Raw genomic sequence first — 13,838 nt, 5'->3', positions numbered from 1 at the left:
TGGCTTGAAAAGTTTCAAAAAGTCAAGCTCGCTTGACCGTTATCCGTGCAAAGCCTCGCTTAATTTCCTGTAGAAAACGCCGGCATCCGTATCGTCGGGCAGCCCCGCCGTTTGTCCGTCGCCCAGTTCGAGCACGATCCACGGCCCGTTTTTGCGTTTGGCAAAATCCATTGTGAAAAAACGGCTCTCCACCTCGGCGATCGTCGGCACAAATTCGCTCAGCGCCTGTTCGAATTCGCGGTCTTCGCCCGCCGACCAGTAGTTCGATACGTACGCCGGTTTGCCGTCCAGCACAAACACGCGCGTTTCCCGGGACAGCGGCATGCCGCTCCGGGGATGATGCGACAGCAATTCCAGTTCGACAAACTCCCGGAACACCAGGCCTTCGTTCAACTCGTCGCCCTGCCGGTCCAGAAAAGTACGCACGACCCGCTCCACCTGATCCCGGTCGGCGGCGTTCGGGATATAGCAGGCTTCCAGCCATTCGTGCTTGCGCGATTTGACGTAGTCTTTGACGACGATCGGCCGCTCGCCGAATACGCGGATCGCTTCGTAAACTTCGTTCATAGGCGGCTCGGGGGTGGCAGCCGGCACCCAGACCGATTCCGGCGTGCGGCCTGCGATCTTGTCGTAAGATTCCGGAAGATAATGGGCGTGCTTGTACTGTTCCGGCGTGTTGATGAGCCGCAGATTGCGGGACTTGAGCGTATCGAACAGCAGCGCATAGTCGGCGGGCTTCAGCATCCAGCCGCGATAGATCGCTTCGGTGCGCTCCTCTTCCGCTTTCAGCATCCGAATCGCCCGCACCGGATCGCGGTTCAGCAGCAGCTCCTCCAGATTGACCAGCCCGACCGTAAAACCGGCAGCCTGCGCGGATTCGTATTCTTCGGCGTAACTCTCGTCCGGCTTCCGCTCATCGAGCGGAGAAGCGGGGAATAGGATTTTCATAAGGGTTGCTCCTTAGCAGTGAGTTGGAGATTTCGGGCTGCGTGTTAACGTTTATGATAGAGCGAGGCGGGAGCGTTTGCAATGGTGGGCGATTGGCGGAGGAGATACGGCGCTGTTGAGCGATACTACCTGAACGATATTAATGTAGGAAGAAATCAGAGCAAAAGTGCGAACCTGAAGCTCCCATGAAATCCCCGGGAGGTTCGCACCCCGCGCTACGTAAGGCTTTGTCCAGTTTTGCTTGTGTTTTTGTCCAGTTTTCGGTAGGCTGATTTTGAGGTTCGCACTTTTGGGGTCTGGAAGCCTTGCGGGGCAAGGGCTCGGAGTGGGGACAGTCGCTCCCCGTGCGGGAGCGTGGATTGAAACAAAGCCCGGTGCCTTACCGCTTGGCGATTCCCCATCGTCGCTCCCCGTGCGGGAGCGTGGATTGAAACAGGAATCTTGCTGCTTGTGCCGCTGACCTCTTTTGTCGCTCCCCGTGCGGGAGCGTGGATTGAAACCGTATCCCGGTACGAACAAGTTTCCTCGTGAACTGTCGCTCCCCGTGCGGGAGCGTGGATTGAAACACTCATTATCATAATAACTAAATGCCACAATGAAAGTCGCTCCCCGTGCGGGAGCGTGGATTGAAACTTGAGCCGGTTTTTTCGATTATTCCGTCGAAAAAGTCGCTCCCTACGCGGGAGCGTGGATTGAAACTTAAAAATTTCTGTATACGGCATCTTATTTTCTGTCGCTCCCTACGCGGGAGCGTGGATTGAAACCGATCTATCATGAATTTCGTTGGCAGTTTCCGGCCGTCGCTCCCCGTGCGGGAGCGTGGATTGAAACTCGGTCGTTCTACAAGATCGACTTCCCGATCGTGTCGCTCCCCGTGCGGGAGCGTGGATTGAAACAAATTCCGATGTTCAGGGACAGGCTAAAGATGCGTCGCTCCCCGTGCGGGTGCGTGGATTGAAACGCTCGGGCTGGCGCTGTTTACGACGGCGTAGGTGCGTGGATTGAAACGGCGGGCGGATGCTAACCCTGCGCTTGTCATACCTGGTCGCACTTTGTGCGAGTGCGTGGATTGAAACCGCATGCGATCGTACCCGGACGCCTGCATCTGGAAGAGTCGCTCCCCATACGAGAGCATTTTTTATTCCATAAAACCCCCATTCCTCTGCCCCAGAGCATGATTCAAAATCCATATAATGATGCTATACTTACAGAAAGACAAAACAAATTTGCTAGTCGGTCGACCAAGGAGCGGTATCATGAATATTTTTTCTTCATCGCCCTACTCTCTCCAACAGGTACTAAGAGACTTCGTCAAAGCGGTCAACGCCGCCGGCTTCTCGGATCGTATCGTTTTAAAAGGCGGGCTCAATCTGGAGGCAGCTGTGCAGAAATATAATGCTAATCTGGTTGCCAGGCCTACAGTAGACGCGGATTTTCATATTTCCAAAAAAGAAAGTTGGGAGCAATTTCTCGACGAAGTTCCCAAAAAGATTAGTCAATCCTCTCAGTTGGGCTTATCTTATTCGCTCAAAAGCAGAAGAGGATTCGACCGCTTTCCCGGCAGCGATACAGTCACCCTTACCAGCAGTCAGAATCATCAATTCGATGTAGACATGAATATCAGTTCTTTTTCAGGTAAAACGGAGATTTATGTAGGCGGCTACTTGCCGGGGTTCACGATCCCTACCATGCTCGCGGATAAAGTGGCTGTATTTCTTTCAACCCGTATCTACAGAAGATCCAAAGACCTTTACGACCTTTACCTTTTTTCTTATTTGATGGACTACGCTATGAACGTGCTGCTGCCGGAAATCCAAGAAAAGTTAGCGGTTGGCAAAGGTATAGAAATTCCTTATCATATTGCCGATCCGGTCAAGTTGGAGCACGCGTATTCGAAATTGAGCGGAATCCCAAATAAACCTTCGTTCGAAACGGTCTGCGCTCGCGTGATTACTTTCGTTTATCCGATCGCCGGGCAGTTGAATCAAGCGGAAATTTCCGCGGCTTATTGGAATCCAATTCAGGGAGAGTGGGTGGAAAAATGGAGCTGAGCTCTTTCTTCGCCAACAGCGATCTATCCGGCGTATTATGTATGGAGAGCGCCTCGCATCTGAATCGGCAGTCTACTTTTCCTTCGCTGCCCGTCATGGTGTTTGCCCCGCTGCCTCGCGATTACAACATGGGTTATCTGCAAATGTATGCGCAAGCGGAACTCGATTTGAGATTTACGCGCAAAGTTGGACACGGCTTGTATTTGACTTCTCCCGAGCGAACGATTGTCGATTTGCTTCGTTTTGATCGTGAAGAGAGAGTTCTTTTTGAAAGCCTCGATCGGTATTTGCGAGAACACCGGAACACGAATGCTCTTCTAAAAGTGGCAAAAGAATACGGATGCCTGAATGAGCTAAAGCAGCGAATTGTGGAGTTGGATGAATGGTTAAGCGAGTTTTACGAACATGGATGAAGCGATTAATCTTCAATTCAAACGATAGAAGCGAAGAACTTTGCCTTTCGACTTTAGAGGCTGAGTTCTTTTTTTAGTCTCAGACCAATCAGGCTTCTTAAACCATACTCTCAAAAAGTGCGAACCTGAAGCTCCCATGAAATCCCCGGGAGGTTCGCACCCCGCGCCACATAAGGGTTTGTCCAGTTTTACTTGTGTTTTTGTCCAGTTTTCGTTAGTCTGATTTTGAGGTTCGCACTTTTGAGGTCTGGAAGCCTTGCAGCACAAGGGCTCAGAGTGGGAACAGTCGCTCCCCATGCGGGAGCGTGAATTGAAACACATCGCCCTCCTAACAAACAGTGTACTCCTTGGGGCCGTCGCTCCCTACGCAAGAGCATAGATTGAAACAATGAGTACCCTCCTACGACGAATCAGCTCCATGTTGTTCCTCACTGGAAACATGGATGAAGACATCGCGCCCTCCCAGCACACAAATAAGCCGCAGGAACGCATCCCGCGGCTTTTCGCCTATCCCCCACACGCTTTACAACAACAGCAGCCCTTCCGGGTCATACCCTTCTTTCGCCCCTACATGCTCCACTTTCCTTTTCCAATTCGCTCCGAGCATATAATAGCGCAGGCTATCCGCTTTAGGGTCCATGACCGATTCGAGCTGCGTCTTGAGCTGCTTGAACTGCCACGGGTCGACGAGGCATTCGAAGACGGAATTCTGTACCCGCTGGCCGTAATTCTGGCAGATCTTTGAGATGGAACGCAGGCGCTTCACGCCTTCCGGGGAAGTCGTCTGCACATCGTACGTAATCAGCACCATCATGGGAGCCGCTTCCTTTCCCCGCCCTGCCTGTTCGATTCAGGCGATATGGGCGGCATGATGTACCTTTATTTCCACAGAAACGGCGGATAGTCGTCCATATCGCCCCGGATATGCCTCGCCAGCAGCAGCGCCTGCGCGTAAGGCAGCAATCCGAGCGAAATCTTTTCACCCAGAAAAGGATGCGTGATCTCTTCCTGCTTGCGTTTCTGCCAGGCGGACAGTACTTCTTTGCGTGCATCGTCTTTAAGCAGCACGGCCCCGTTTTCTTTAATCACAAAAGACTTCGCGGACAGCTGACGGCGATTCACCAGCGACAAGACCAGCCGATCGGCGACGTACGGACGAAGTTCTTCCATCAAATCAAGCGCAAGGCTTGCCCGGCCGGGGCGGTCGCGATGCAGAAATCCCACGGCTGGATCGAGTCCTACCGTCTCAAGCGCCGACTGCACATCGATGCGCAGCAGCGTATAAACGAAGGAAAGCAGCGCGTTGAGCGGATCGAGCGGCGGACGGCGGTTTCTCGTTTGCATATAGAAAAGATTCCGGTCCGCCAGGATCAACTCGTTCATCGCTCCGAAATAAATCTTCGCCGCTTCGCCTTCCGCGCCCCGAATCGTATTGCCGGTCGGCATTTTCAACACCGACAGCGACAACCGCTTGAGCGCGTTCGCCGCCTCCGTGACTTTGACCGCATCGATCTCCGCCGCATGGTCGCGCACCGCCCGGCGCAGCACGCTGCGCGAGTTGATAATCTTCGCCTGGATCAACCGTCCCGAGATCCGCACCGCTTCTTCTCCGTCCGCCAGCCGGTACTGTTTGCGCCGCAGCAGCACATTCCCGTTCACCTTTCCTTGAATACGCGCCTGAAAACCGCCGTATTCGTTGAGAAAAGTCAATCCGACGCCGCGTTCCGCGCACAGATGGAACAGCGCCGGACTTGCGCCCGTATAACCGAATGTCACGATCTGCTCCAAATTGTGCACGGGTACGCGGAACTTTTCTTTCTGCTCTTTGTCGCCCATCAGCACAAGCACATTCTCGCCGTCGCGCGCCAGATAACTGTCCGCGGCCGTAACGTAGAGCGTATTCAGCAGTTTTCGCAAAACAACCTCTCCCTTCTCCGGCACGAACGCCGCGTTATTCTTCCTCGTCGTCCTCCAGATAGGTTTCCATATAGCGCCCGACGCCGCCCGTTCTCATCCTGGGCATACAGATATCGATCAGCGAACACGACTTACATCCGGCCTTGTACCGCGCGGGCGGCGTTTCTCCTCTGTCGAACAATTCCCTCATCCCGGACAAGTATTCCTCGACGCGCTTGCGCAGACTTTCCGTGAATGCAACATCCACCCGCCGTTCCCGCTCGCCGTAGAACAAAGCGCCTTCTTCGACGGTTACACCGAACATCTCTTCCAGACAAATCGCCTGTGCGCAGAGCTGTACTTCGTCCCAATCGTCGGGTTTGGGCTTGCCGCGCTTGTATTCAACGGGAAAAGGAATCCAGCTTCCGCGCCGACCGGCGAGCTTTGCGGCCAGTCCCGGAGGCGTTTCGATATCCGCGGCATGAAACTCGATCACGTCCGCTTTACCGCTGAGTCCCAGCCGATGCGAAACGAGCGGCATGGCGCGGGAGATCAGCAGATTGCCTCTTTTCTCCGTCAGTTCGGGATTATCCGCGCGTTTATGCAGCAGCTGCCCTTCGTACGTTTTGATATTTTCTTCCCATTGCTGTTCGATATGGATCAGCGCCCACTGGCGTTTGCAGAACGAATAATGCTGGAGACCGGACAGCATCAGCAGTTCGTCGTCACCGTACGCCTTGGGCGCGCTCATCTTTCGGTTACCGTCACGCCGTCCGGCAGATCGGCTGTACGCACTTCGATCTCGTAATCCGTATAGGAACGCGCCGGAGCATCGTTCGTTTTACGCGCCACTATCCGTTCGAACAGTTTATGCGCCGGGGCGTTTCCAAGCTTGGACGCGTGTTCGAACACGATCAGCTTGCGCAGCGCCATCTGTCCGCGGGAAGCGGAGCGGTCGTGTTCGAACATATTCTCCAGCGACTCCCACAGCAGTTCCAGATCTTCCGGACCGAAATGCGTTTTCTCCGCCAGATGTCCCGACACATAGCCGTCCATCCGGTACAGTCCGTAAGGCACGATATGCTTGCGTCCCATCTCGCGTTCTTTATCGCTGCCTTCCTGCGTCACGGCCATGCGCGTAATCGTCGTTTCCTGCGAGAAGATCGGATCGATGCTGCGGGCGAACGTAAACTGGACCGGTCCGCGCACCTGGCCGCAGTTGACTTTGGTGGTCATCACGGCGCCGAACGCGCGGACGTCGTAGAAATTGTCGCACATCCAGTGGGTGAGCAGCGCCGCTTCGGCGCGGTCTTTCGGCTTCAATTCTTTGGCTTTGTCCACGTCTTCTTCGCGCAGGCTGCGATACGCTTTGCGATGCTGTTCGTTCAGCACCGCGCCTTCCGTTACATAGATCCGGTGCCCTTCGCCCTGCTCGCGCGTAATATCCACATAGTTGCGCACTTTGCGTTTCAGGCAGACATCGGTCACAATTCCGTGTCCGGTCTCCGGATCGATCCGCGGCATATTGCCCATATCCGGGTCGCCGTTCGGGTTGCCGTTGGTCACATCGAAGAAGATGGTGAATTCGTGACGATTGATGGTGCCTACCGTGCTGCTGTTCTCTACGTCTTCCTGCTCCAAAATAGATCCCTGAATATTCGCATCCGTCATTTCATTAGCCTCCGTTTCGCGGAATAAGGCCGTGGCCCGTACCGCGGTGTAATGGTGTGCAGATCCTCGATCTTATGCCCGGCTTTCGCGTTTATCCGGCTGCGTTTATACCTGTACTTCGTTCGAAAGGTCTTCCCCGCTCTCGGCCGCATGCTCCGAAGGTTCGCCGATTGCCGTCTTTGCCGGAGCCCGGTAAGCCGCCTGATGATAGTATCCAAGCATGAAGAGCCCCTGCTGCTTCAAGTCCAGATGATTCGGAAACCCGTCCACGCCCTGCAAAATAGCCCCGATCTCCCGATCGCGGAATCTGCCGTACTCCGCTTTCGACATATGATGCTGCGCCAGACGAAGCAGGATCGGGAATACAGCGGCCGGCGTCGAGGAAGCGGAACCGAAATAGCGGTCCTTGATCGTCGCATTCAGACGGTTAGGTCCGCCCGCCGCATCCGTCTGCGCCCGTTCCAACACCGCAAACAGTCTTCCCAACCGGTAAGCGACCGGCTGCGCGTTTTCGTTTAACATAGGCGTCAACGCCTCCTCGATTTCGTTAAAGTGATGAATCCGCGCGTATCTCGTTAAGTAAGCTTTGATGATCGAAGCCCGAATCCAGGCGCTTCGTCCGTGCTCGCCGTATGGCGACATGCGCCCGTCCACCCGCGCTCGTCCGACGACGGCGGCGTAGACCGAATACGGCAGCGCGCCTCCGCTCAGCATCGCCCGGAACCATTCGCTTTCCATCGCACCCGAGATGCTTTGCCGCATCTTGGACATATCGCCGGTCTGCCGTACCGTCTGGAGCATGATATTGAACAGCTGCGGAAGATCGGCAGGGCGATCGCCCGGACGGTTCATCGCCATATCCGACGCGTACAAACTCAGTTTGCGAAACAGTTCTTCGAACGAGCCGTTCCAGAAAAAGCGTACCGCCAAACGCGCATTGTTACCCGACATACCGAGCACATAGAAGGAAGCTTCTTTGGCCGGCAGCATATCCGCGGTTACGGTTTCCGCGCGTTTGACACGGCCGAGCAGGTCCTCCACCTGGCGGGTCAGCGCGCGATCTTCTTCGCCTGCCGCCATGGTTCCGGCATTGTCGGAAGATTCCGCCGCTTCGCCGGCGTCGTTCGCGCTGCCGGAAGACGCTTCGCCGTGTCCTCCTTCAAAAAACGTCCCGAACATGCTCTCCTGCAGCTCCCAATCCCGCTCCGGTTCGTCCGGCAGACGCTGCGCCCAGAAGACGACCGTCATATCGCCCATGCGGCGCAGCCGGTTGCGTTCCGACAGCAGCAGATGATTCAGCGCTTTGGCGTAACCGACCGAAGCGGCTTCGCTGACGGGAGCGTTGAGACTTTTTTCTTTTCCATACGACTCGGCTGCTTTGAAGTTGAAAGAGATTAAGCTTGCACCGGCCTGTTGCGAATTCGGAACGCCTTTAATATTCACTTTGTGTACTTTGGCAATCGGCTGATCGGCGCGGCCCGTAACCAGACAATCGCCGAGTACCGCATCGCTGCCCGCTTCGGCTTCCGCGATCGAGCGGTCCCAGACTTCCTGCACCTCCGGCACCTCATGTACATATTCATTCGCTCCGCTCAAATGGAAGATCAGATTGTTATCCGTCGTTCCGACGATTTTGAGCAGATCGCTGTAAAAAGGCGAAGTCTCCGACAGCGCCTGCGGGTCCCACCCTTCGAAGAAACCGGCGACAGCCCGGGCTTCCCGCCGATCGCATCCTGCAAGCAGCCGTTTGTGAAGGTCGGCGCTGCTGGCGTATTTGGCGGGCGACGCTTTGAGTCCCGAGTCTTTGTCCGCCAGTATTCCGAGTAGATATTCCGCTTTGTCCGATAGAAAAAAAGGCTTGATCCCGCTTGTGCGCACCGGATGCTCCGGCACCATCATCCGCAGCGGAACCAGCTTTTTGCCCTGCTGCACGCGCAGATCCACGATATTCCGTAGTTCGCCGTTTTCGCTAATTTCCAGTACAAAAGACACTTTATCCGAGCTGTAGCCCGGCTTCGACATTCCGGAATTCGGGTCCGCCAGCAGCTGCTCGTATCGCTCGTAAAGCGACTGCACGATCATGACCGCACCTCCCGCTTATGCAGGTCCGGCACTTCGATCACGCCTTCGCGCATGGTTGCCCGGAAAAACTTCGGCGTTATATCCTGCCCGTACTCCAGATCCCACAGCATCCACTGCAAATCCCGCTCCGGCGTTTGCGCATAATACGAAGCGGGCAGCGGCTGTCCGTCTTCCAGCAGTTCGAAATGCACCGGGAATTCCCGGCATCCGAAATACGGCTGATGATAAAACTGCCCGTTGCGTGCTCTCCGGGAAAAGATGCTGTAATGCTTTTCCGGATTGTCGGTTTCGCCCGCGCTCGACGTCATTTCAAAGTGCGCCTCGATGACATAAGCCACATCCCGCAGCATCACGGTCATGCGCTGCTGCCGCTCCTCCGAAGAAGCCTGATTCAGTACAATATCGCGCCCGTTCATCGCCGATTTCACCTGGGAAGCCGAAATCTTATTCTCTACTTCGTTGCGCCGCACGGAATCGAAAGCGATCTCGTTCAGCACATGAATCCGGTCCACCACCCAGCGAATCGCCGGCTTCCAATGGATCGCTTCCAGAATCCCGCGCGCCGCCGAAGGCGTCATCACGTCGTAGCTCACCCGCTCCGCCTTCATTTCCGGACGCGTGAAGCACGCCCGATCTCCCCATACATAAAGCCTGATTCCATAGCCCATCTATACCGGCCCTCCTTTCTGCTTGCACTTATACAATCCACAGTTCCTCAACCGCGCTTTGCAGCGAATACGGCTTGATTCCCGTCTTTAGGTCATACCAGGCATTCGCCCGGCTCAACACAAAAATCCCTTCGCGAACTTCTTCCAGCTCTCCCGCGCGTTGGTATTCTCCGAATTCGTACGGATAAAGCTGGACGGTATAAGGTTGAAGAGCGCGCATGATCGACCTGATTTCGAAAGGTTCTTTTTCCAAGCGATTCAGCAATTTCCGGGCTTTGCCTTCATAATAAGGATCGTCGGGATCTTGCCCGGCCGCCTGCGCTTCTTCGCGTTCTTTGTCGTCGACGTAGGGAATCAGCAGCGTTTGCATCGGCGAGTCGATCAGGCTGAATTTATCGGCCACCGTTTTAAAAGGAAACCCCATATCTTTCGCATCTTCTTCCAGCAGCGGCAGAATGCCTTCGGAATCCGTTTGATCGGATTCGCTGCTTTGCCCGTAAAAAAACAACTCCGCGAAGTATTTCCGTACCGCCTCGATCGACAGCGGGCTCGTTCCGCTTTCGCCGTATTCAAGCAGAAGTTTGCGGGCGATTGAGCCGGTTCGACTCATCCAGCCGGCCGGCAGCCCTTTCTCCGTTTCGAAAACGGTCACTTCGCCTTTGCACGGCTGCCCGCCCCGCATTAACCGTCCGTTGCGATTGCAGCGTCCCGCCGCCTGCGCGATCGAATCGATCCCGGCCAGCTCGCGATACACCGCGGGAAAGTCGATATCCACGCCGGCTTCGATCAGCTGCGTACTGACGAGCACGCAGGGCAGCCCGGCGTCGAGGCGCTTTTTGACCGTACGCAAAATATCCCTGCGGTGCTGCGGGCACATACGGGCGCTTAGATGATCCAATTCGTCTTCCGCGTATTGCTCCGCCAGCGTTTCGTACAATACCCGGGCGTTGCCGCGCGTATTGACGATGCAGAGCGCCTGCCGCCGGTTTTCCGCAATCCGCTCCGCAAGTTCCGTCCACGTTTTTTTTTCGGCAAAACGGATATTCACCCGCTCGAACTGCTCGTAACGGCGCTGCGGATCGGTGACGGTCTCCACGATCTTCGCGTGCGGCAGCAGTTGGTCGGCAGGCGGCTGGGTCGCGGTACAGAACATCACGGAACATCCGTAATTGCGAACCAGTTCGTCCAGCGCATACAGGCAAGGTTTAAAAAATCCGCCGTTCATCATCTGCGCTTCGTCGAGCACGATGACGCTTCCGGCGATATTGTGCAGCTTGCGCGTCGAAGAACGCCGGGCGGCGAACAGCGATTCGAAAAACTGTACGTTCGTCGTCACGATCAGAGGAAGTTCCCAGTTTTCTTCGGCCAGCTTCTGACGTTCCGTCGTTTCGAAGCTTGGCGTTCCGTCGGCATGCGGTTCATGTTGAAAGTTGGAATGATGCTCAAGCACAAGTCCGCCGCCGAGAATGTCCCGAAACTCCTGGGCGTTCTGCTCGATGATCGATGTATACGGAATTACGTAAATGATTCGCCGCAGGCTGTGCGTAATCGCATGTTCGAGCGCGAAGCCCAGCGAAACCTGCGTTTTTCCGCTTCCGGTCGGCAGGGTCAAGCTGAACAGTCCGCGAGGATCGGCGGCGCGCCGGATCGTTTCTTCGAAGATTTCCGTACGCCAGCGGTCGATATCGCCGCGGGGCGTATGGAATTTGGCGCTGCGATAGGCGTAGAACCGCTCCCTGAGCTGCTCGAACAGCTTCTTCGTTTGTTCGTCCGCCTGTTCTTCGCGTTTGCGCAGACGATGTTTGGACGGATCGGCGAAAGCTTCGGTATTGAGGGAGTCGGCGTCGACCAGACAGGAGAACAGCATGCGGGTGAAAAAAGAAAACTGGAAGCCGGGCGCGTGCGCGGGTCCGGCCTTGATCGGAATGCGGCGCGGAGCATCGGGGAGGGTGATTTCTGTATAGGCGGCGCTGTAGTCTTCGATATGATCCGTACTTTTCAGCCTTTTGCGAAGCGTTGCGTTGTGATCCGCATCCGACGTTCCGTAGTCCGGCAGCCCGCCGTGATGACCGGCCACGATATAAGCGAGCAGGCGCGCGGACAGCTTTTCCGTAAAATTGCCCGACCAGTGCCGAGTCAGCTCCAGCGCTCCGGCCGTCGCGTGGTCTACCTGTTTTGAAGAACCGTCGAGCCTCCGCTGAAAAGCCAGCGAGTATTTGCCCAGATCGTGCAGTCTTCCGGCCGCTCCCGCCCACTCCGAAGCCCCGAAGATGTCAGCCATGGAACCTGCCAGCTCTTCGACTTCCGTGAGATGCGTCTTGAGCAGCTGCCAGGTCGATTTGTCGTCGGAGTCTGTGGTATGGGCGTAGTAGTTCAATCTTCTACCTCCTTCGAATGGAATGACCTGTGTATTTTGGTTGGTCGCTTATGTATTCAACAAAATGCTTGTTATCTCCTTTTTTTAATTCATATGGAAATTGTATTTTGTGTGAATGAATGCTGGATTGACAGGTTTACGATTTATCCTTATGATCATTCTAAATAAATTATCTGTGCCCGTTTTCTGATCGACCCTTCCGATCGGCTGACGGACATCCAGAGCGCAACCTTTCCTGGCTACCATTCTTGCCGGGCTGGGTTGCTTTTTATTTGATGAAAAAGTGCGAACCTGAAGCTCCTATGAAATTCCCGGGAGGTTCGCACCCCGCGCCACGTAAGGCTTTGTCCAGTTTTACTTGTGTTTTTGTCCAGTTTTAGGTAGGCTGATTTTGAGGTTCGCACTTTTGAGGTCTGGAAGCCTTGCGGGGTAAGGGCTCAGAGTGGGGACAGTCGCACCCCGTGCGGGTGCGTGGATTGAAACGTGAAGTGAAGAACCGGAAGTTTGACCCGAAGAAATCGTCGCACCCCGTGCGGGTGCGTGGATTGAAACTGCTCTTCAATCGACCTATAACCCTGAACAATAGTCGCACCCCGTGCGGGTGCGTGGATTGAAACGTAGTGGCGACGCCGCCGTTCGACCCGGACGAAGTCGCACCCCGTGCGGGTGCGTGGATTGAAACGCCTGTTACGCTTGCGGTCAATGTATTTTGTACAGTCGCACCCCGTGCGGGTGCGTGGATTGAAACCAGACAGCGCCGCTAAACTTAGGGCGCTGTTTCCGTCGCACCCCGTGCGGGTGCGTGGATTGAAACATATATCCAATCAGGAAAGCGCGATAAATCTGGGTCGCACCCCGTGCGGGTGCGTGGATTGAAACGCGTCACTGATATTTTTGCTTACTTTGGCCTCAGTCGCACCCCGTGCGGGTGCGTGGATTGAAACACTGAACCAAAACAGCAAAGCGGCGAGAATCCCGCCGTCGCACCCCGTGCGGGTGCGTGGATTGAAACCGGTACGAGCGCGTAGTCCGCGGATACAACACCTGTCGCACCCCGTGCGGGTGCGTGGATTGAAACCAGACCAACAGCCTATCGTTTACGATATCGCCCAGTCGCACCCCGTGCGGGTGCGTGGATTGAAACGTATTCGGGGCTCCAGTGTCGCTTGTACAGGTCCGTCGCACCCCGTGCGGGTGCGTGGATTGAAACGCGCAGTCTCGACACTGACCGCGCGCATGGACTCGGTCGCACCCCGTGCGGGTGCGTGGATTGAAACCTAGAGGGAGGGGGCATAAGCCCCCACACTTGGTCGTCGCACCCCGTGCGGGTGCGTGGATTGAAACTCAGCACGCCTATTTTGAAACCAGAACACAGCAACGTCGCACCCCGTGCGGGTGCGTGGATTGAAACTGTACGGGCGTTTGTACCGGCGTTTGAACGGGTGTCGCACCCCGTGCGGGTGCGTGGATTGAAACTCCTTTCTGCTCCCCCTTATGCCCGCAGGCCGGGCAGTCGCACCCCGTGCGGGTGCGTGGATTGAAACCCGAATGTGCAGCACATCAGCGATGTGAAGCAAGTGTCGCACCCCGTGCGGGTGCGTGGATTGAAACGGGTCGCGGAAGTCCACGACCTGACTTGCCGGAAGTCGCTCCCCGTGCGGGTGCGTGGATTGAAACACTTTTTACATTGCTGCTCGCGATCGCTATTTTGAGTCGCACCCCGTGCGGGTGC

The 13,838-nt window shown here is 55.7% G+C and carries 10 protein-coding genes and 2 CRISPR repeat arrays (1 of these 12 running past the window's edge); of the genes, 2 read left to right on the top strand and 8 right to left on the bottom strand.

What is annotated here, in order from left to right:
• Nucleotides 1-39: 39 nt before the first annotated feature.
• Nucleotides 40-948 (bottom strand): ATP-grasp domain-containing protein, encoded by a 909-nt coding sequence (locus QWJ34_RS06665; RefSeq protein WP_302726293.1) that lies wholly within the window; start codon nucleotides 946-948, stop codon nucleotides 40-42.
• Nucleotides 949-1,282: 334 nt separating this feature from the next.
• Nucleotides 1,283-1,909: direct repeats of the CRISPR family, unit length 32 nt; unit sequence GTCGCTCCCCGTGCGGGAGCGTGGATTGAAAC.
• 295 nt (nucleotides 1,910-2,204) lie between these two features.
• On the opposite strand from QWJ34_RS06665, the gene QWJ34_RS06660 reads away from it, so the two are divergent.
• Together QWJ34_RS06660 and QWJ34_RS06655 are read left to right on the top strand one after the other, a co-directional pair.
• Nucleotides 2,205-2,999 (top strand): nucleotidyl transferase AbiEii/AbiGii toxin family protein, encoded by a 795-nt coding sequence (locus QWJ34_RS06660; RefSeq protein ID WP_302726291.1) that lies wholly within the window; start codon nucleotides 2,205-2,207, stop codon nucleotides 2,997-2,999.
• On the top strand, nucleotides 2,990-3,412 hold the full coding sequence (locus QWJ34_RS06655) for a hypothetical protein (protein WP_302726290.1): 423 nt from the start codon (nucleotides 2,990-2,992) through the stop codon (nucleotides 3,410-3,412). Before QWJ34_RS06660 ends, QWJ34_RS06655 begins: the two co-directional genes overlap by 10 nt.
• Before the next feature lie 523 nt (nucleotides 3,413-3,935).
• Here the strand turns inward: QWJ34_RS06655 and cas2 are convergent.
• From cas2 to cas3, 7 genes are all read right to left on the bottom strand, one after another.
• Nucleotides 3,936-4,226 (bottom strand): CRISPR-associated endonuclease Cas2, encoded by a 291-nt coding sequence (cas2, locus tag QWJ34_RS06650; RefSeq protein WP_302726289.1) that lies wholly within the window; start codon nucleotides 4,224-4,226, stop codon nucleotides 3,936-3,938.
• Between the two features lie 65 nt (nucleotides 4,227-4,291).
• Entirely contained in the window at nucleotides 4,292-5,329 is a 1,038-nt protein-coding gene (cas1c, locus tag QWJ34_RS06645) for a type I-C CRISPR-associated endonuclease Cas1c (protein WP_302726288.1), read from the bottom strand.
• 34 nt (nucleotides 5,330-5,363) lie between these two features.
• Complete coding sequence (cas4, locus tag QWJ34_RS06640; RefSeq protein ID WP_302726286.1) at nucleotides 5,364-6,059, bottom strand: CRISPR-associated protein Cas4; 696 nt, start codon at nucleotides 6,057-6,059, stop codon at nucleotides 5,364-5,366.
• A complete protein-coding gene (gene cas7c, locus QWJ34_RS06635) occupies nucleotides 6,056-6,979 on the bottom strand; it encodes a type I-C CRISPR-associated protein Cas7/Csd2 (RefSeq protein WP_302726284.1) in 924 nt (307 codons plus the stop codon). Before cas7c ends, cas4 begins: the two co-directional genes overlap by 4 nt.
• A 105-nt stretch (nucleotides 6,980-7,084) precedes the next feature.
• Nucleotides 7,085-9,061 carry a type I-C CRISPR-associated protein Cas8c/Csd1 gene (cas8c, locus tag QWJ34_RS06630; protein ID WP_302726282.1) on the bottom strand — a complete coding sequence of 659 codons (1,977 nt, stop codon included), beginning with the start codon at nucleotides 9,059-9,061 and terminating at the stop codon, nucleotides 7,085-7,087.
• On the bottom strand, nucleotides 9,058-9,729 hold the full coding sequence (gene cas5c / locus QWJ34_RS06625) for a type I-C CRISPR-associated protein Cas5c (protein WP_302726281.1): 672 nt from the start codon (nucleotides 9,727-9,729) through the stop codon (nucleotides 9,058-9,060). The genes cas8c and cas5c overlap by 4 nt, the downstream gene beginning before the upstream one ends.
• Nucleotides 9,730-9,757: 28 nt before the next feature.
• Nucleotides 9,758-12,106 (bottom strand): CRISPR-associated helicase Cas3', encoded by a 2,349-nt coding sequence (gene cas3, locus QWJ34_RS06620; RefSeq protein ID WP_302726280.1) that lies wholly within the window; start codon nucleotides 12,104-12,106, stop codon nucleotides 9,758-9,760.
• Between the two features lie 451 nt (nucleotides 12,107-12,557).
• A CRISPR array of direct repeats spans nucleotides 12,558-13,838; the repeat unit is 32 nt; unit sequence GTCGCACCCCGTGCGGGTGCGTGGATTGAAAC (it continues 612 nt past the right edge of the window).

The organism is Saccharibacillus sp. CPCC 101409, assembly GCF_030518235.1.
Taxonomy (GTDB): Bacteria; Bacillota; Bacilli; order Paenibacillales; family Paenibacillaceae; genus Saccharibacillus.
The sequence above is the reverse complement of the archived record's forward strand: the minus strand, read 5'-3'. Positions and strand labels throughout refer to the sequence as shown.

Coding starts and splice junctions, on each gene's coding strand:
- QWJ34_RS06665 (WP_302726293.1), bottom strand. CDS start 948: ATGAAAATCCTATTCCCCGCTTCTCCGCTCGATGAGCGGAAGCCGGAC.
- QWJ34_RS06660 (WP_302726291.1), top strand. CDS start 2,205: ATGAATATTTTTTCTTCATCGCCCTACTCTCTCCAACAGGTACTAAGA.
- QWJ34_RS06655 (WP_302726290.1), top strand. CDS start 2,990: ATGGAGCTGAGCTCTTTCTTCGCCAACAGCGATCTATCCGGCGTATTA.
- cas2 (WP_302726289.1), bottom strand. CDS start 4,226: ATGATGGTGCTGATTACGTACGATGTGCAGACGACTTCCCCGGAAGGC.
- cas4 (WP_302726286.1), bottom strand. CDS start 6,059: ATGAGCGCGCCCAAGGCGTACGGTGACGACGAACTGCTGATGCTGTCC.
- cas7c (WP_302726284.1), bottom strand. CDS start 6,979: ATGACGGATGCGAATATTCAGGGATCTATTTTGGAGCAGGAAGACGTA.
- cas8c (WP_302726282.1), bottom strand. CDS start 9,061: ATGATCGTGCAGTCGCTTTACGAGCGATACGAGCAGCTGCTGGCGGAC.
- cas5c (WP_302726281.1), bottom strand. CDS start 9,729: ATGGGCTATGGAATCAGGCTTTATGTATGGGGAGATCGGGCGTGCTTC.